15 protein-coding genes are annotated in these 18,219 nt (G+C 65.0%); 1 reads left to right on the top strand and 14 read right to left on the bottom strand.

Annotated elements, in window-relative coordinates:
- Nucleotides 1–638 precede the first annotated feature (638 nt).
- Nucleotides 639–1,316, bottom strand: a complete 678-nt coding sequence (locus H9X80_RS02855) for an NUDIX domain-containing protein (protein ID WP_239471513.1) — start codon at nucleotides 1,314–1,316, stop codon at nucleotides 639–641.
- A gap of 524 nt (nucleotides 1,317–1,840) precedes the next feature.
- On the opposite strand from H9X80_RS02855, the gene H9X80_RS02850 reads away from it, so the two are divergent.
- Nucleotides 1,841–2,338, top strand: coding sequence for a hypothetical protein (locus H9X80_RS02850; RefSeq protein WP_204792834.1), 498 nt, complete (start codon nucleotides 1,841–1,843; stop codon nucleotides 2,336–2,338).
- A gap of 224 nt (nucleotides 2,339–2,562) precedes the next feature.
- On the opposite strand, the gene H9X80_RS02845 is transcribed toward H9X80_RS02850, so the two are convergent.
- The 13 genes from H9X80_RS02845 to rpsF form a co-directional block, all read right to left on the bottom strand.
- The gene (locus H9X80_RS02845; protein ID WP_204792833.1) at nucleotides 2,563–4,167 is read right to left on the bottom strand and encodes a bacterial Ig-like domain-containing protein; all 1,605 of its coding nucleotides are present in this window, start codon (nucleotides 4,165–4,167) and stop codon (nucleotides 2,563–2,565) included.
- 15 nt (nucleotides 4,168–4,182) lie between these two features.
- Nucleotides 4,183–7,167 carry a glycoside hydrolase family 3 protein gene (locus H9X80_RS02840; RefSeq protein WP_204792832.1) on the bottom strand — a complete coding sequence of 995 codons (2,985 nt, stop codon included), beginning with the start codon at nucleotides 7,165–7,167 and terminating at the stop codon, nucleotides 4,183–4,185.
- Nucleotides 7,168–7,365: 198 nt separating this feature from the next.
- A complete protein-coding gene (locus H9X80_RS09335) occupies nucleotides 7,366–8,667 on the bottom strand; it encodes a GHKL domain-containing protein (protein ID WP_204792831.1) in 1,302 nt (433 codons plus the stop codon).
- Nucleotides 8,664–9,446, bottom strand: coding sequence for a LytR/AlgR family response regulator transcription factor (locus H9X80_RS02830; protein WP_204792830.1), 783 nt, complete (start codon nucleotides 9,444–9,446; stop codon nucleotides 8,664–8,666). The genes H9X80_RS09335 and H9X80_RS02830 overlap by 4 nt, the downstream gene beginning before the upstream one ends.
- A 15-nt stretch (nucleotides 9,447–9,461) precedes the next feature.
- Nucleotides 9,462–10,748: a phosphoribosylamine--glycine ligase gene (gene purD, locus H9X80_RS02825; protein WP_204792829.1), complete on the bottom strand. Its 1,287-nt coding sequence runs from the start codon at nucleotides 10,746–10,748 to the stop codon at nucleotides 9,462–9,464.
- Nucleotides 10,749–10,811: 63 nt separating this feature from the next.
- Complete coding sequence (locus H9X80_RS02820) at nucleotides 10,812–11,774, bottom strand: DegV family protein (RefSeq protein ID WP_204792828.1); 963 nt, start codon at nucleotides 11,772–11,774, stop codon at nucleotides 10,812–10,814.
- A gap of 21 nt (nucleotides 11,775–11,795) precedes the next feature.
- On the bottom strand, nucleotides 11,796–13,076 hold the full coding sequence (locus H9X80_RS02815) for an adenylosuccinate synthase (RefSeq protein ID WP_204792827.1): 1,281 nt from the start codon (nucleotides 13,074–13,076) through the stop codon (nucleotides 11,796–11,798).
- Between the two features lie 169 nt (nucleotides 13,077–13,245).
- Nucleotides 13,246–14,601: a replicative DNA helicase gene (gene dnaB, locus H9X80_RS02810; RefSeq protein ID WP_239471511.1), complete on the bottom strand. Its 1,356-nt coding sequence runs from the start codon at nucleotides 14,599–14,601 to the stop codon at nucleotides 13,246–13,248.
- 511 nt (nucleotides 14,602–15,112) lie between these two features.
- Nucleotides 15,113–15,643, bottom strand: coding sequence for a 50S ribosomal protein L9 (gene rplI, locus H9X80_RS02805; protein ID WP_204792825.1), 531 nt, complete (start codon nucleotides 15,641–15,643; stop codon nucleotides 15,113–15,115).
- A 35-nt stretch (nucleotides 15,644–15,678) separates the two neighbouring features.
- Nucleotides 15,679–16,572 (bottom strand): DUF2232 domain-containing protein, encoded by an 894-nt coding sequence (locus H9X80_RS02800; protein ID WP_204792824.1) that lies wholly within the window; start codon nucleotides 16,570–16,572, stop codon nucleotides 15,679–15,681.
- Nucleotides 16,573–16,771: 199 nt separating this feature from the next.
- Nucleotides 16,772–17,044, bottom strand: coding sequence for a 30S ribosomal protein S18 (gene rpsR / locus H9X80_RS02795; RefSeq protein ID WP_204792823.1), 273 nt, complete (start codon nucleotides 17,042–17,044; stop codon nucleotides 16,772–16,774).
- Between the two features lie 54 nt (nucleotides 17,045–17,098).
- On the bottom strand, nucleotides 17,099–17,599 hold the full coding sequence (locus tag H9X80_RS02790; RefSeq protein ID WP_204792822.1) for a single-stranded DNA-binding protein: 501 nt from the start codon (nucleotides 17,597–17,599) through the stop codon (nucleotides 17,099–17,101).
- Between the two features lie 45 nt (nucleotides 17,600–17,644).
- Entirely contained in the window at nucleotides 17,645–17,932 is a 288-nt protein-coding gene (gene rpsF / locus H9X80_RS02785) for a 30S ribosomal protein S6 (protein WP_204792821.1), read from the bottom strand.
- Between the last annotated feature and the right edge of the window lie 287 nt (nucleotides 17,933–18,219).

Genomic DNA, 18,219 nt, shown 5'->3' with positions numbered 1-18,219 from the left:
TGGGTTTGCTTGAGAGAGGTGACTTCAGGTTTCTCCTAGAAGAGAACCCACCCCCCGTGGTGTGCTTCATGTGCTTCATACAAACCTCCAAGCCAAGAGCACCTTTTGACTCGACAGAATGGTGCCAATACAGCCAGACTCGGTCAGTGTAAGCCATGACTTGAGAGTTGTAGCTCACTATTTTGTAAATGTAATTGAGCGTTTAGCTCGTATTTTACAAATTATTGTATCTATATAATACCCCCTCCCACATTCTATTCTAAACTTTATAAAACAGATAAAGATGCTGTTGAAGCAGTAGTTCAACTTCTAACGATGTCACCCCTCCCCTTATTAAGTTTCCTTCCAGCAAGTACGCCTTTCAAAGCGCTCGATTCAGAAACTGATATATTCAGTTTTCGAGCGAAAATCTCCGCACGCGCAGGTTTTACGTCAGTCAAACGCAAGCCTGCCAACCCATAAGGTTCTTCTCGCTGGAGAAACAGGGGAGGTTGGGGGCTGCTTACGGTATGTATTGGGACTTAAGGTTGATATTTGTTAATTCAGGAAGGTGTATGTAACCGGAGAGAACCGGACGTAACCAGCCCGGTTCTCTCTATCACCTATATATCAACAGTGATGCTTGGGAGAGCGCGCCGCTACTCCTCCGCGTCCTCGCCGGGCGTCAGCCGGTGCATGATCGCGTCGCACACCAGCGCGCCCACCACGGTCTTGGCGTCCTCGATCCGGCCGTCCAGCACCGCGTCGATGAGCTCGTCCAGCGGGACCAGGTCCACGTTGATGAACTCGTCGGCGTCCGGGTCCGACTTCCCAAAGGCAAGACCGGTGGCCATATAGATGTGGATGAGCTCGTCGCAGAAGCCCGCGGAGCTGGCGATGGTGGTAAGGAAGGCGATCTTCTGCGCGCTCATACCGGTCTCCTCAAGAAGCTCCCTGCTTGCGCACTCAAGCGGGTCCTCGCCGGGGGCGAGCTTGCCAGCCGGAATCTCCACGGTCACGCGTCCAAGCGCGGTGCGGTACTGGCGCACCAGGCAGATGCGACCGTCCTCAGTCAGCGCAACCACAGCCACGGCACCGGGGTGACGCACCACGTCACGGATGGCGGCGCGGCCGTCGGGCAGCTCCACGCGCAGGCGGTCAACGTTGAAGATGCGACCGGTCCAGGCCACGTCCTCGGTCAGCGGGTGCTCGGCCAGTGCCGCATCTCGCGGGTCGTCCTCGCCGAGCACGAGGTCGCGCTCCTCGGGCGCTCCGGAGAGGTGGTCCTGCGAGGAACGGTCGCCATCATAGGTAAACGCAACCACGGAATCGCGCATATCGTCTACGGCGCTCCCAAGCTCCTCACGCGTCGGCTGGGTAACGTCACGGGCAGTTATGTTCTCGGACTTCTCGGACATGCGGTCCTCCTGGGTCTTCGCCGTCGGGCTCGTGGCTCGCAAGAACTACTCTAGTCCAAGCAGGCGGGGCTTGTTGGCAGCTGCAGACCGAACGCGTTGACTTTTGTTAAGAACACATTTTTGTACGTCGAGCCTTTCCGCGCGCCGCACGTTTTCATACCTGCTGGCGCTCCACGTACTGCGCCGTTATGCCCAACCGTAGCCCCAATTGTGCACTTTAGTCGACGATGTGTTCGACCGTTACACTGGCCGAACATTCCGCCCCTCATTTTGTCCTTCATCAAACAGCTGTCTGAGGTCACACATATTTTCGACCACGTCACACAGATTAGTCGATGGTTGGTTGATACTTGCCGAACAACCCTTGACTAACCCTATAATTACAGGCACGCGGATAATCGAGCAGAGCAGGCCGCCAAGCCTGACGTATAAGGGGCGTGTACATGGGCGTTACAAAACGAGAGGTTGCCGACCAGCTGGGCGTGGCCAAGCAGACGGTAGTCAACTACATCGACAAACTTGGGCTCTCGCCTGACCATGTGACACGTGTGGGCAAGACCGACGTGCTCGATGACTTTGCTGTCTCGGCACTCGCCGACGCGCTTGGCAAGAGCATCCCCCCGCGCACCCCTCAGAACCCTGACCCAGAGCCTCCTGCCCAGAGCACGGGCAACGATGCCGTAATTGCCGCCCTCAACGGACGTATCAAGGACCTCAAGGAACAGAACGAGCGGCTTGTGGCTGAGCTTACCGAGCTCCGCTCTTCACGTGATCGCGAACTGAGGGAGCTGAGGGAGCAGCTCTCCGTTGCCAATGACCGCTCCGCGCACCTCGCCGACCGCGTTGCCGGCATCGCCGAGCGTCAGCAGGCTATGGCAGCCCTTCCCTGGTGGAAGCGCGGGCACCTTGCTACCAAGTTACTGGGCACTGGAGACGTGTAGGCGGCGTTTCCACCATCGACCACGTGGTCGGCAACCGGTATCGGCTAAATCGACTTTGCCATCATCTACCTGCTCATATTCAGTGGCCCACATCGAACAAGCAGGGAGAGGAATATCGAAGTCAGCCGCGCAGCAGGACAGCACGCGCCGCCCCATGACAAAGAGGCCCGCCGCAGACAGACTCTGCGACGGGCCTCTAAGGGAAGGGGGCAATCCGGAGAGAGCTACTTGCTCAGCGTGAGCGTGTACTCACCCACGTCGTAGGTAGTGCTTCCGGTCATGCCGTTCACCACCTCCTGGTGAGCCGGGACCGTGATGGTCTTGGCGTCGCCAGAGCCGGAAATCGTGGCCGTCAGCGGCTCGCTGCCGTTGATGGACATCGTCACGGCGGTGTCGGTCGCATCACTGATCGTCCCGACGACCTTGGCCGAGCCGTCGGCCGAGGCAATGGTCACGGTCTTGTGGGAGTAGTCCACCGTCATGGTCACGTCGGTGTCAACGACCGCATCACCCGTAACCAGGCCGTACGTGCCCGCATAGGTCTCTGCGTTGAGCTCGTCGACCGTCACGTCAAAGGTAGCGGTGGCGCCGAGGAACGAGCCCGTGACCGTCTTGGTGCCGGTGGTCTCGGAGTCGTAGCCGCTGAAGCTCAGGCGTCCGCCCCAGATGTTCTCGGTGGCTCCGCTCGCGCGGACCACGGTGACGGAGAGCGCGGCAGGATTGAAAGTGTCGCCGGTGTAGAAGGTGTCAAGCTGGGACGCGTCGATCTCAAGGCTCTGGGCAGGGGCGTACACCTGGCCGTAGATGTTCATGTTGCGCGTCATCGCGCCGCCGTAGAGACCGAGGCTGAAGCTCGCCTCCCAGTTGTAGTCACCGTGGTCGGTGTCAAAGATCTGGATGTCGGCGTCCTCGCCGCCCTCGGTGCTCGTGGCGCGCGTGGTGCCGTCAGCGCTCTGGGTGCCAGCAAGGTGAATCACAAAGTTGTTCTCGCCGGACTCGTCCACGTTGTACCAGTAGCCGTACACGTAGGTGACGCCCGGGGCAACCGAGGTGACCGGGCCGCTCAGGGAGCCGTACATGGAGCCGTCCGTGCAGAGGTACATGTCCAGGCACGCCGGGTCGACAACGGTGGCAAACCCCTCGGTGTACTGGCCCTCGAAGAAGTAGGCAACGTCGCCGTTGGCCTCCTTGGCCTCCCAGTCGGAGCGGGGGATGGCGGCGAGCTCGTCAATGGACATGTCCTTGAACTCGTTGTCCGCGTACTTCATCGTGGCGCCGGTAGCGGCCTCCTCGGAGCCGGAGGCAGAATCGGAGCTCGTGGCCGCCCCGGGACCAAGGCTCAGGTTCGCCGCAAAGACCCCCACCACGGCGGCGACCACCAGGACGGCGGCCACCGGCACGAGCTTCTTGGAGCCCTGGCGGTCCTTCTGGGAGACGGGCTTCTCAAAGAAGCACGCCACCACGCAGAGCACGCAGCTTAGAAGCGCGCCGGCCATGTACATCACGCAGAGCAGCGCGTTGCCGCCCGCGTACGTCACGCTGAAGATGACGTCGGCAAACACGAGGTAGAGCTGCGTCACCGAGAAGTACACGGCCACGCCGTAGACCACGGTCTGGATGAGCGCGCCAAAACGCAGGGGCACGAGCGTCAGCGCAACGGTCACCACGACGCCGGCCAGAAGCGCCACGCCGGGCATGATGCCCGTGTGGCCAAGCGGTGCGGCCTCGGCCTGCGTCGCAAAGAACACGACCGCGGTCACCAGCGCCACGAGCCCGGCCACCAGGCAGAGCACCCCGCCGACGCCGCGGTTCTTCATACGTTCAAGCATCTGATTCCACCTCCGTTAGTTCTTCTCGTCGAGGCTCTTGTCGTCAGAGCCGGAGCCGGGACCGTCAGGTACCGGGTGGGACTCGCGGTAGGCCTTCACGCCGTACACGGCGGCGGCTCCCACGGTGAGCGCGGCAAGGACCCCGTCCACCCCAAAGAGGGCCATCTTCCACCACTGCATGGAGTCCGAGACCACCGTGTCGGAGGACAGGGTGCCCATGGAGGACTGCAGCATGACGTAGTAGAGGTAGTGGTTGGAGTCGATGACCTTCTGGAGCAGGTCGCCGTCGTCGGTGGAGTTGATGAGCTTGCCGACCTCGGTGGGACGGGCGGTGTCCAGGCAGAAGATGTTGTTGCCCGCCATGAGCATCTCGGGCGCCGAGGAGTACTCGGAGGCGCTCAGGGCGTCGTCGATAATGAATCCGCCGTAGTTCCACTCGTCGCGGAGGATATGCTGGATGCCCTGGCTCGCGGCGGCGTACATGAGGCCGATGCGGTTGTACGCCGTCATCACGCCGAGCGACTCGCCCGCAGCGAGCGTTCCCTCGAAGGCGCGGATGTAGATCTCACGGATGGACTGCTCGTTGGCGAAGGTGGCGATGCCCTGACGGCCGGCCTCCTGCTCGTTCAGGAAGAAGTGCTTGATCGTGCCGATGAGGCCCTTGGTCCGCATGCCGGAGATGACGTTCTTTGCCGCGTAGTAGCCCAGCATCGGGTCCTCCGAGAAGTACTCGGAGGTACGGCCGGAGTACGGAGATCGCAGGATGTCGGTCGCCGGCGCGTAGGCGATGGGGATGGAGGCGTAGAGCGCGTCCTCGCCATACATCTGGCCAAAGCGGTACTGCAGGTCGGGGTCCCACGTAGCGGCAACGATGGAGAGCGTGGCCCAGCCGGTGCAGTTGCGGCGGTCGCCGAACTTGAACTGGCCGTTCATGCCCTCGGGGCCGTCGACGATGGTGCAGCCGGGCTTGTTGACCGCCTTGACGGTCTTGATGCCCTTGGAGTCGCCCATGTTGAGCAGCAGGTCGTCCATCGTGAGCTGGGAGAGGAAGTCGTCCCACTTGGGGTCGTCAAACTCCACGCCCTTCATGTCGAGGAAGTTGATCTTCTCGTCAAGCTCGACGCCCAGCTGGAAGTCGGAGACGCTCTTGGCGTCGGCCGCCTTCTTGTAGAACTGCATGTTCAGGCCGTCGTACATGGCGTCGTTGACCGTGAGCGTGGAGACGGTCTGCGGGTAGGTGCCCTCCCAGTCCGAGCGCGAGAGGTAGGTGATCTTCTGGTCGTCATTAGCCCAGTAGTTGAGGTCGGCGTCGTCAAAGGTGTTGGTGACCTCGACGTCGGGGCTGTAGGGTGACTGACGGTACTTCTTGGTGTCCGTGTCGGCGTTCTCCGAGGTCCAGAGCTTGGCCGCGTTGGTGTTGGGCTCCGCCGGGTCGCCGTTGTGGTCGACGAGACGGCCCTCAACCTCGTCGCCGCACTTGAGCGCGAGGATGTTGTTGAGAGCCTCGTGGGCGCCGTTGCCCACGGCAAAGTAGTAGTCGCCGGCGTCGAGGATCCAGCCCTTGGCGGAGTTGGCGTCGTAGGAGGCCAGCAGGTAGCACGGGACCTCCAGCTGCACGCTCTGCTCGCCGCCAGCCGGCACGTCGACCTTGGCGTAGGCCACCAGCTGGATCGAGGACTTCTCCACGCCGTTCTGCTTGTCGTAGTCCGTGTAGGGGGACTGCACGTAGAGCTGGACGCTGGCCTTGCCGTCCACACTGCCGGTGTTCTCCACGGTGACGCTGGCGGTGAACTTGTCGGCCGCCGCGTCGTAGGTCACGTCGTCGAGCGTGTACTCGTAGGTGGTGTAGGAGAGGCCGAAGCCAAACGGGAAGCAGACCTCCTCGGCGTAGTTCCAGCCGTCGGAGGACGCCTTCACGCCCGCCGTAGAGTCGGCGTTGCCCTGGCCGAGCACGCAGTCCTCGTAGCGCGTCTCGTAGTAGCGGTACCCCACGTAGATGCCCTCGCTGTAGGTCACGAAGCTCTCGCCCGCGGTGCGCGGCGTGCGACCGGCGTAGTCGAAGGAGTGCAGGCCGAAGTTCTCCGCAGACGGGGCGGAGAGCGAGTTGGCCACGAAGGTCGCCTGCGTGTGGCCCGAGGGGTTCACCTCGCCGGTGATGACGCGGATGGCGCCCGGCATGCCGTAGAAGCCGGGGTTGCCCACCCAGAGCACGGCGTCCACGTCATAGTCCTCGAGCCAGCCAAGCTCGAAGGCAAAGACGGAGTTCAGCAGGACCACGGTCTTCTTGAACTGGCCCGACTCCTGGATGGTGTCGAAGATGGCCTTCTCGTTGTCGTCGAGCTCGAGCATGCGCTTGCCGGCGTCGTTGGACATGGCAAGGTCCTGGCCCTCGGTCGCAAAGCGCGAGATCGTCACAAAGGCAACGTCACCGTAGCCCGAGAACGAGCCCTTCACGTCGTCGCTGAAGACGGCAGGGTCGTACTCTCCCACGCTGCTCACCGTGCGGTCGGCGGGGGCGTCGGCGTTGGCGTAGGCGTCAAGCAGGGTCTCGTTGACGTTGAAGCCGGCGTCCTTGAGGGCGTCGACGGGCGTCTTCTGATAGTCCTTGTTGGTGGACGAGCCGCCGGCGGTGCTGCGGAAGACCGGGTCGATACTCCCGCGGCCAAAGGCCGTCACGTTGCGCTCGGAGTCGCTGAGGGGCAGGGCGTTGTCCTTGTTGTAGAGAAGGACGCTGCCCTCTTCCTCTTCGCGCTCGCAGAACTCGTAGGCCGCGGCGATGTAGCGCTCGAAGCCCTCGTCGGAAAGCGAGCCGTCCGCGGTGAACTCGGTCCCGCCGTAGGCGGAGTCCGAGCCGCCGGTCCCGAGTGCGTGGTCGACCTCGCCCTCCTGTTGGAGCGCGACGGTCGTACCGGATGCCATGAGGCTCGTGAGCACGGCGCCGACGCCGGCGGCGCCGAGCCAACGCCGGGTCACGTTCCGGGGCGCTTTTGCTTCTGACATATAACCTCCCTCGTTTCTTACGTGCATGACTCAGCGCACCCGCTGGAGCTGTGCACCGCTCCAGCGGGTTGCGTCAGTGAGTCCACAGTATTTCGACAGGGCGAGAAGTACCTCAGGGTAGGCACGGACGTCAGCAAGAGTGGCCCAATCGACACGCGGCCCCTCCGCGCCCGGGGCTGCGCGGGGCGTCGGGGCGCGCTACGCGGCGTCCTCGCGCTGCTCGTGCACCCGCAGCTCCGCCAGGGGCATGGTCACCACCAGACGGAAGAGGTGGTCCTCCACGAAGAACTCAGCCGTGCCGCCGTAGATCTCCGCCACGTTGCGGATGCTCTTCATCCCGTAGCCGTGCGACGCGGCGTCCTCCTTGGTGGTCACGAGGGAGCCGCCCCGGACGACGGGCTCGGACGGCGTGTAGTTCTCCACGCGCACGACCACCATCTCGCCAACGGGCTCGACGTTCAGCCAGACCACGCGACGGCTGCGGTCCTCCACCTGGGAGAGGCACTCGACCGCGTTGTCGAGGGCGTTGCCAAAGAGGGAGTAGACGTGGTAGCTCCGCATGCCCCCGAGCAGCTGGCCGTCCACGGAGCACACAAGCTGCACGCCGTCCTTCTCGCACGCCGCGCTCTTCTCGGTGAGCACCACGTCAAGGGCCTTGTTGCCCGTGCGGTAGCGCGGGCGCAGCTCGCTCATCTCGGCCTCGAGCTCGGCGCGGTCCTCAGCCTGGGCGTGGGTGTACTGCTGCTTGAGATCGTGGTAGCGGATGTTGATCTTCTCCATGTCCCGCTGCGCCTGCTCGTACTGGACGCGGTCCTCCTCAAGCAGGCGCTCCAGCACGTCGTTCTCCCCCTCAAGGCGCTTGACGCTACAGTTGGTGAGCTCGAGGCACAGGACGGTCACGGCAAGCAGGACGCAGAGGCTATTGAGGCAGAGGTAGCTGGTGAGGTAGCTCGACGAGGAGGAGTCCAGGGTGTCCTCGAGCACCCAGCTTAGGAAGATGGCCGCACCCAGGAAGAGCGCAAGCAGCACCACGGTCTGCATGCGGTTGAACGTGATGCTGCCGTTGTGCAGGTAGGGACGGGTGAACTTCAGGTAGACGGGGACGAGCACGATGACGTTCGCCACGGCGAGAAGAACGAGTGGGCACAAGGTGGGAAGCGGCACCTGATAGTCGATCAGCAGCGCCATCACGATCATGTAGACGAACTTGCTCGTCATGTGCTGCACGGTGTAGGCGCAGGTCAGCGCAAAGAGCGCATGGACGACGTCGCAGCGGAAGCACGCGATTGCCCACAGGAGGACCAGGCCCGCCGAGACGCTCAGCGACACCAGGCCCGGCACGGCCTCCAAGTTGAGCAGCTCGGAGACAACAAGCACCGCGGCCACGCCACCAAACACGACGGCCCACGCGGGGCCGCGGCGCTGGTTCCACGGCACAAAGAAGAGCGCGGCGAACAGAAGACCCAGGCCCACCTGTGCACTGGAAACGAGCCCTATCACGACCGTGCACCCTCCCATCCCCGGTTGGCGAGGTAGTGGGAGAAGTCCCGCCGGAAGCCGTCCCTGAACGTCCGCCCAATGGAGAGGGTCTGCCCACCCACGTGCACGTCGTTGCGCTCCACCGAGGCGATGCGACTCAGATTGACCAGATAGCTTGAGCTGCAGCGAGAGAAGCCGTACGGGGCCAGCTCCGCCTCGGCGGCGCGCATGGTGCCCCGGACGCGCAGCACGGACTCGGAGTCGGTCTCACGCGGATGCACGTAGTAGAGCAGGTAGTGCTTGCGAACCTCGACGCACTCTATGTCCGCCACGCTCACCACGCGCGAGACCCCGCCGTCCTTGAGAACGATCCGCTTACCGGAGCCCTTGCTGCGCATGGCGGCGCGCAGGCCCACCGCGCGCAGGGCACGGCTCAAGAACAGTTGGAACGGGTACCACTCCACCGGCTTCACGATGAAGCCCAGGGCGGAGACGCGGTACCCGTTCACGGCAAACTGCTGGAGGTTGGTGCAAAAGATGATCACGACGCCCGAGTCGGTCTGGCGGATGGTCTCGGCAAGCTCCATGCCAGACATGCCCGGCATGTCTATGTCGAGGTAGAGGATGTCGAAGACGCCGCCAGGCTCGGAGAGGTACACCCCGGCGCTCGGGAACTCCGTGACGCTCAGCGCCACGTCGTTCTCGGCCCCAAAGCGGTCGATGGCCGCGTGGAGCTGTGCGCGATCAGAGGCGTCGTCGTCTACGACGCCAATCCTGACAGTTGCCCTGCTCCCGGCCATGCAAGCACCCCCAGGCTACTGCTTGATCGCGCGTATGCCGATGTCGCTGCGGTAGGTCTTGCCCTCGAAGTCGATGAGCTCGCAGGCGCGGTAGGCCTGTGCGCGGGCCTCCTCGAAGGTCGGCGCCACGGCCGTCACGTCGAGCACGCGGCCGCCGTTGGTGACCAGCTCGCCGTCACGCAGGGCGGTACCGGCATGGTAGACGGTCACGCCGGGCAGCTCCTCGGCGCGCTCGATGCCGGTGATGACCTTGCCCTTCTCGTAGCTGCCCGGGTAGCCGGCCGAGGTCAGCACCACGGAGACGGCCCAGTCGTCGTCCCAGGAGACCATGTCCTCGGAGAGCGTGCCCGAGTCGCAGGCCAGGAACACGTCCACCAGGTCCGCCTTCATGCGCGGCAGGACCACCTGGGTCTCCGGGTCGCCGAAGCGCGCGTTGAACTCCAGGACCTTGGGGCCGTCCTTGGTCAGCATGAAGCCGCCGTAGAGGCAGCCCGAGTAGATGATGCCCTCGGAGGCCAGCTCGGCCACCACGCGCTTCTCGATGTCCACCATCGCAGCGAGCTCCTCGGCGGAGACCAGGTGCTCGGGAACCGGCGAGTACACGCCCATGCCGCCCGTGTTGGGGCCGCGGTCGCCGTCGAGCGCGCGCTTGTGGTCCTGCGCGGTGGCCAGCGGCACCACGGTCGTGCCGTCGGTGAGCGCCAGCAGCGAGCACTCCGGCCCCTCGAGCGTCTCCTCGACCACCACGGTGGTACCGGCCTCGCCGAACGCGCCGGAGAAGCACTCGTGCACGCCCTCCAGAGCCTCCTCGGTGGTCTTGGCCACGATGACGCCCTTGCCCGCGGCCAGGCCGTCGGCCTTGATGACGATCGGCGCACCCTCGCGCTCCACGTACTCGGCGCAGCTGGCCTCGTCGGTGAAGGTGCGGTAGGCGGCGGTGGGGACGCCGGCGCGGCTCATGACCTGCTTGGCAAACTTCTTGGAGCCCTCCATCTGCGCGGCCTTGCCGTTGGGTCCAAAGCACGGGATGCCCGCGGAGCGCACCGCGTCGGCCACGCCGGCCACAAGAGGTGCCTCGGGGCCGATGACCACGAGGCCCACGGCGTGCTCGCGTGCCCAGTTTGCCACGTCCACCGGGGACTCGATGTCTAGCTCGACGGGCTCGGCCAGGGCGTTCATGCCACCGTTGCCAGGCGCCACGTAGAGCTTGCCCGCGCGCGGGGACTCCGCCAGCTTGGCGAGAAGCGCGTGCTCGCGGCCACCGGAGCCCAGAAGCAGGATGTCAACCTTAGCGTCGCTCATGTGTACCTCCTTGGTCAGGCCCCGCGGGGCCGCTCTTGTCTAGTCTGTGCCGTCGGACCGGAGTCAGGCGGTCGCGTCTTCCGGTACGCCCGCCTCGGCCGCGGCGAGGACGTCCACAAGGTCCTCGGCCGTCCCCTCGTCGCCGGGCAGCCGGTCATAGGCGATAGTGGGCACCAGCGCCACGGCGACGGCTCCCGCACCGACGGCCTCTCCCACGGAGACGCCGGCCCGCACCGTGCCCAGGCGGCGCGCGTCGAACTCGTTGGTGTCCAGCGGCTTCTCCAGCGCGCGCAGGGAGCGGGAGTCACCGGTCTCCACCACCACGTAAGTGAGCGGGCCCTCGTTTGCGGCCACGGCGCTCATGGCGTGGGCCAGCCGGCCGGTGAGCTCCGCCAGGTCAGTGGAGCGCGCGAGCTGCGTGACCTCGCCGCGCGTCACCAGATAGAGGCCGCGCTCACCGGAGATCCGCACCCTGAGCGAGGCGGTCGCCCGGCTGAGCAGGCCCGCGTGGGCCCGGCGCGCACGACGGCGCACCAGGGGCGCCGACGTCGCCGGCACCACGAGCAGCCGCACGTGGGAGGCAAGCTCACTCAATGCAGTCGTTGCCGCGTCAAGGTCTGCGCCCCGGGAGCGGTAGAAGGATGCGCGGTCCAGGAGCATCCCCGTGGCGGCGGACCCAGACCCCGAGTCCACCACCTCAACGCGCAGCTCGTCCGCACAGGCGGCAGCCGCCTGCCGCGCGGCTTCCACCGCTGGCGAGAAGCACCCGGCGGAGTGCACGGAGACCACCTCCGTCACCCCACGCGCCGCCAGCGCGCGATAGCACGCCTCGAGGACGGGGGCCATGTCGGCGACGGTCACGGCCGAGCCGTCGGCCGTACCGGACGCGCCCGCGTGACCGTCCGCGCGGGTGGGCCCTGGGTTCTTCTCGCCAAGGGACGCACAGACCACACCAGCACGCTCGAGGAACGCGGCCGGGAGGTCGCAGCCCTCGTCACAGATGATGCCGAAGTTGCCCTCTGCCACAGGTTGGCCCCACGTCGCCGCTTAGTGCCAGTAGCGGTCGATGGTCTGCTCGCGGTCCGGGCCCACCGTGATGATGGACACGCGCACGCCCGCGAGCTGCTCGAGGAAGTCGATGTAGTCCTTGGCCTCGCGCGGGAGCTGGTAGAAGTTGCGGATGCCAGAGATGTCGCACTTCCAGCCGGGCAGGGTCTCGTAGACCGGCTTGGCGTGGTAGAAGACGCTCTGGTGCTCCGGAACGGTGTGGTACTCCACGCCGTCGCACTCGTAGGCCACGCAGACCTTGATCTCGTCCAGGCAGCCGAGCACGTCGAGCTTGGTGATGGCCAGGTCGGTGAGGCCGTTCACGCGCGCGGCGTAGTTCACCACCACGGCGTCGTACCAGCCGCAGCGGCGCTTGCGGCCGGTGGTCACGCCATATTCGTGGCCCACCTCGCCGAGCTTCTCGCCCACCTCGTCAAAGAGCTCCGTGGGGAAGGGGCCCGAGCCCACGCGCGTGAGGTAGGCCTTGGCCACGCCGAGCACGCGGTCGATGTTGGTGGGACCCACGCCCGAGCCGGTGACGGCGCCGCCGGCGGTGCAGCTGGAGCTGGTCACAAACGGGTAGGTGCCGTGGTCGATGTCGAGCATCGTGGCCTGAGCGCCCTCGAAGAGGATGTTCTTGCCGGCCTCGAGCTGCTCGTTAAGGAAGAGGCTGCTCTCCACGATGTAGGGGCGGATGCGCTCGGCGTAGGGCAGGTAGGTCTCGCAGATCTGGTCAACCGTGTAGGTGGGCAGCTCGTAGACCTTCTCCAGGATGGGGTTGGTATAGGCCAGCGCGCTCTCCAGCTTCTGGCGGAAGATCTTCTCGTCCAGCATGTCCTGGATGCGCAGGCCCGTGCGGTTCATCTTGTCCATGTAGCAGGGACCCACGCCGCGCTTGGTGGTGCCGATGAGGTTCTTACCGAGCTTCTTCTCGTGCGCGCCGTCAAGGTCCTTGTGATAGGGCATGACGATGTGCGCGTTGCCGGAGATCTTGAGGTGCTCGGCGGAGATGCCCTGCTCGGCGAGCATGTCGATCTCAGAGAGGAGGATCTCCGGGTCCACGATGCAGCCGTTGCCGATCACGGGGTAGGTGCCCTCGTACATGACGCCGGAGGGAACCTGGTGCAGTGCCAGCTTCTTGCCGTTGGCGATGACGGTGTGGCCGGCGTTGGCGCCGCCGGCGTAGCGGCACACGACGTCGAAGTCGCCCGAGATCAGGTCGGTGACCTTGCCCTTGCCCTCGTCGCCCCACTGAGTACCCACGAGCACTGATGCCGACATAAGCTCCCTCTCGTCGCGAAAGTCACATACACACGGATTATACGGCATGCGCCTGCGAGACGGGTGAGACAGGGGGACGGAGAGAGACAGGGGGACGGGGGAGGTGTCCCACTGGAACACGTGGGACACCTCCCCCGTCCCCCTGTCTCTCTCCGTCCCCCTGTCTCACCTAGCTGTGGAAGCTGTCCACCTCGACGAACTTGGTGGACCCCGGCAAGAACGTAAGCGCGATGTCAGCCAGCGCGCCGGAGCGGTTCTTGGCGATGATGAACGTGGTCTCGTTCATGTCCGGGCGGTCGTCGCGGGCGGCCTCCTCCTCGTTCATCGAGCGGTCGAGCAGGGCCACGATGTCGGCGTCCTGCTCGATGGAGCCGGACTCGCGCAGGTCGGAGAGCTGCGGGCGCTTGCCGGTGCGGTTCTCCACGGTACGGTTGAGTTGGGAGAGTGCCACAACCGGCACCTCGAGGTCCTTGGCCATGATCTTGATGCCGCGGCTCATCTCGGAGACCTCGGTGGCGCGGCTGTCCGCGCGGCGCCCCCCGGCCGGTGGCGAGATGAGCTGCAGATAGTCGATAATCACCAAGCCGAGCGGCTTGCCGTGCAGGATGCGGCGCGCCTTGGCGCGAATCTCGGTGACGGTGGTACCCGGGGTGTCGTCAATCATGATGTCAAGCTGGGAGAGGTCGTTGGTGGCCTGAAGAATCTGCGGCCACTGCTCGTTTCTGATACGGGCGGAGCGGATCTCCTGGAGGCCCACGCGGGCGTTTGCGGCCAGCAGCCTCTGGGCGATCTCCACCTTGGACATCTCCAGCGAGAAGAGCGCCACCGACGCCCCGGCAAAGGCGGCGTTGGTGGCAAGGTTCAGCGCGAAGGACGTCTTGCCCACACCCGGGCGTGCGCCGATGACGATCATCTGGCCGGGACGCAGGCCGAGCAGCGTCTCGTCGATGCGGGGGAAGCCCGTGGAGACGCCGAGCGGCTTGTCGTGGTTGGCGGCGTTCTGCCCGAGGTCCTCGTAGAGGTCCGCCATGATTTCCTCGAGGGACTGCTCGCCAGCGTGGACGTCGCGGTCCGTGACGTCCAGCAGGAGCTTCTCGGCGCGGTCCACAACCTCCTTGGTGTCCTCCGGGGCGTCGAAGGCGAGGGCCGTGATCTGCGCCGCAGCACTGATCATCTTGCGGAGCGTGGTGTCACGGTGGAGCATCTCCACGTGCCGGCGCCAGCCCACCAGCGCCAGCGAGTTGTTGCCCAGGCCCAGCAGGAAGCTCCGACCGCCCACGCGCTCGAGCTCGCCGGAGCTCTTGAGGTAGTCGGCCAGGGAGATGGTGTCTATGGGGAGGTTCTTGTCGAACATCTCCCGCATGGCAAGAAAGACCGTGCGGTTGGAGGGCAGGTAGAAGTCGTCCGGCTCAAGGTCGATGAGGCACTCCTGCAGCGCGTCGGGGGAGACGATCATGGCGGAGAGCACCGAGGCCTCGGCCTCGGGATCCTGCGGCATGGAGGCGCCCTCGCCGCCGACCGTCATCCTGGTTGGGTTCACTGAGTAGTCACTCTGCGCCACGGCTCTCTCCTCGCTCCCGGTCCGTCCGTACATTCTAGCGAAGGCCCCGCCCATGGAAGTGATACGTGGGGACAGTCCCTTCGTGTCATTCATCGACGGCCCGCTGTCAAGGGGTCATTTTCAGCGTCTCCGGTCTTCGACACGCCCGATGAGAAAAAACTCCCCGTCAACCGGCGGATTCTTCATCTTTCGACGTTTTCATCATTTCTATTCCCGCAGGATTTCAAAAGTTTTAGACAATTCTTCCAGTTTTCAACAGAGCCGGAAGGCGGCGGGCCGGACCTATGACAATGTATGTAAAAGCGTGATATGCCTAACAAAGCCGCAGGTAAACGCTGGTATCGACATTCAGAGCCAAAGAGGAGCCCCGGCTGGTCTCCTGCCAGCCGAGGCTCCTTCTTACACTTTGCTGACCTGCGGTTATTGTAGAAACTCCCAGCTCAGCGAGAGGCTCGTTGAAAACCTCGTGCCGCGCCTACTCGGCGTCGGCGGCCTCCTCGGTGACCTCGGCCTCAGCCTCGGTCTCGGCGGCGTCGGCCTCCTCCTCGGCGGCCTCCTCCTCGGTCACGCCCACGAGGACGTTGACCACCGCGGTGATCTCACGGTAGAGGTTGACCTCGACGGCGTGCTTGCCAGAGGTCTTGATGTTGTTGCCGCGGCCGACGCGCTTGCGGTCGACCTCGACGCCGAGCTGAGCCTTGATGGCGTCGGCGATCTGGGCGGGGGTGACGGAGCCGAACAGCTGGCCCTCCTCGCCGATCTTGGCGTCGACGGTCACGGACTTGCCGTCGAGCGCGGCCTTGGTGGCCTCGGCGGTGGCGATGCGCTGTGCCTCGCGCTTCTCGATGTTGTGACGACGCTCCTCGAGCTGCTTGATGTTGCCCGGGGTGGCAGGCTGGGCGATCTTGTTGGGGAACAGGTAGTTCTCCGCGTAGCCCTGGGCGACCTCTACGACGTCGCCCTCTCCGCCCTTGCCCCGGAGCTCACCCAAAAGGATGACTTTCATGTGACACTCCTTCGGTCGATCGGCCGAAGCCGACCCTAGTCTTGACCCGCGATCTGCTTGTCGCCAGGCCGCCCGCCACGCGCGAGGTGGCGGAAGTTGGCCCACACGTCCACGAGACCTACGAGGGTCATTACGAAAAACTGTACTTCGAGATAGAGCGCCGCGCCGCCGAGCACCAGGCACGCGAGCGGCCCGAGGTGGTGCCGCCCAAGGAGCCAGGCGAACACCGCGAGTCCCTGCGCCGCAAGGGCGACTCTCAGGGCCATGACCACGTTGGCCGCGACCATGAGGACGACGCCTGCCACCGGCCCAGAGGCCGTGAGCCCAAAGGCAAGCCCGGCGACACCTGCCACGAGGACGCCGACCACCCACAGCGGGAGGTCGAACTCCGCGTGACGCGGCATCCTCACGGACGGCTCCGGGATCCGCGCTACGGCAAGCGTCACTCCCACCGAGGCGAAGAGGTACTCGGCCACGGTGGACAGGACGTAGGCGGTTGGCCACATGATGGCCATCACGGCCCGGACCTGCTGCATCAGGGACGCTGCCGCCACCGAGGTCTCGGAAAGCGAGTCCTGGTAGGCAGACACGAGCGAGTCGACGCTTGCGGCGATGGTCGTGCCCTGGGCGGCGCTGACGACGCTGTCCGCCCCAATCTGCGCAAGCGCCGCAAGGGCGACCGCCACGCAGGCCACACCGGGCGTGAGCCGACCCCGAAGGGCAAGCTCGCCCGCCGCGCACGCCAGAAGGCAGCAGATGACGGCAGCGACGATGGACGACGGCCCAAGCGTCACGCTCAGGGCCACCGCGGGGGCGACGGAGGCCACCAGCCCCGCCACCTTGCCATGCGGCCCTCCCGTAAATGACGCAGAGACGAACCCGTACCCTACGAGCGCCGGGGCGAGCAACGCCATCGATGATGACGCCACCGCACCTCCGAGCACGCAGAAGAACAGGCCCGAGGGCAGCGAAAGAGCCGGCCGGCGTGGTCCGTTCCCCTGACCGGCGGGCACGATGCCCCGTTCGTCAGTGGAGCGCTCACGCGCATCCCCCGCCCCCTGCGGGGGTGTGGGGAAGCCGTTGTCGGGCCAGCCGCTCATTGCCTGCGCTCTTCTCCCGAAAAGGCGCCTAGCCGCGGTTGCGGCCGCCGCGGCTGGAGACCACGGGGATGGTGTAGGGAAGAAGCGCCATCTCGCGGGCGCGCTTGATAGCGAGCGCGATGTCGTGCTGGTGCTGCGTGCAGACGCCAGTGACGCGGCGCGGCTTGATCTTGCCGCGGTCGGTCATGTACTTGCGGAGAAGCTGCACATCCTTGTAGTCGATGTACTCGGTCTCCTCCTTGCAGAACTGGCAGTACTTGCGACGCGGCTGGCGCTGATAGTCTTGCTTCTGCTTAGCCATGTCTTGTTTTGCCTTTCTGTTGGCGACGCAGGCTCACGCCCTGTCGCCCGGTGGTTAGAACGGGATGTCCTCGTCGTAGACGTCAGTCGCCGGCGGGGTCTGGACGGGCCGCGTGTAGCCGCCCTGCTGCGACATGGCAGGCGCGGGCTGCGGGGCGGCGGCAACGGGCGCGCCGTACGACGAGGTTGCCTGGTAGGAAGCCTGCGCGCCGCCACCTTGCTGGTCCCTCGAACTGAAGAGGTCCACCTCGTCGACGACGACCTCGAGCTTGCTGCGCCTCTGGCCGTCCTTGGTCTCCCAGGAGCTGTACCGAAGCTTGCCCTCGACGGCAACCTTCGAGCCCTTGGAGAGGAAGCGGGAGAGCGGTTCGGCGCGGGCGCCAAAGACAACGCAGTCAACGAAGTTGGGGTAGTCCTCCCACTCGCCGGACTGCTGGTTGCGACGACGGTCGTTGACGGCGACACCAAAGGAAAGAATCTGCATGCCGCTGTTCGTCATGCGCAGTTCGGGGTCCCTGGTCAGGTTTCCCGAAATGTTCACCCTGTTGATGCTCATGACTCACTTCCTCTCTGCGGGCCGCTTGGGCCCGCGCTTCCATGCCTAGTCCTTGTCCGGACGACGGACCACCATGTGACGCTTCACGGCGTCGTTGATGCGCAGAACTCGGTCGAGCTCGGCGATAACGGTGGGATCTGCGTGGAAGTTGATGAGGATGTAGTCACCCTCGGTAAGGTCGTCGACCTCAAAGGCGAGCTTGCGCTTGCCCCAGTCCTCGACGCTGTCAACCTTGCCATCGCCAAGGGCGACCTCGATGCGCTTCATGATGCCAGCGCGGGTCTCCTCGTTGCACGTGGGGTCGACAAAGTACAGCAGTTCATAGGCCTTCATGTGTTTCACCTCCTCTGGGCTAATGGCTCCGGGAAGTGAAGGTGCGCCCGGAGCAGGAAAGGTTCGACTGGACATCCTATCACAGTCAACGGGTACCTGCGAAAACCTCCACGACTTCCCCTCTTCCGGGATGGTACCCAGCCGGCGTGACAGATGACGCACGCCTGCCTTCCCACACCCTTTCACCAGTGCGGGGTCCGCCGTGGTAGGAGCCCATAACGCAGAGGACGCCGGAAGGCGCGCTGCCTCCCGGCGTCCACATGGTCTTCACAGGCACGGCGTGACGG

It is taken from the genome of Olsenella profusa, assembly GCF_016900315.1.
In the GTDB taxonomy this organism is placed as follows: Bacteria; Actinomycetota; Coriobacteriia; order Coriobacteriales; family Atopobiaceae; genus Thermophilibacter; species Thermophilibacter profusus_A.
The sequence above is the reverse complement of the archived record's forward strand: the minus strand, read 5'-3'. Positions and strand labels throughout refer to the sequence as shown.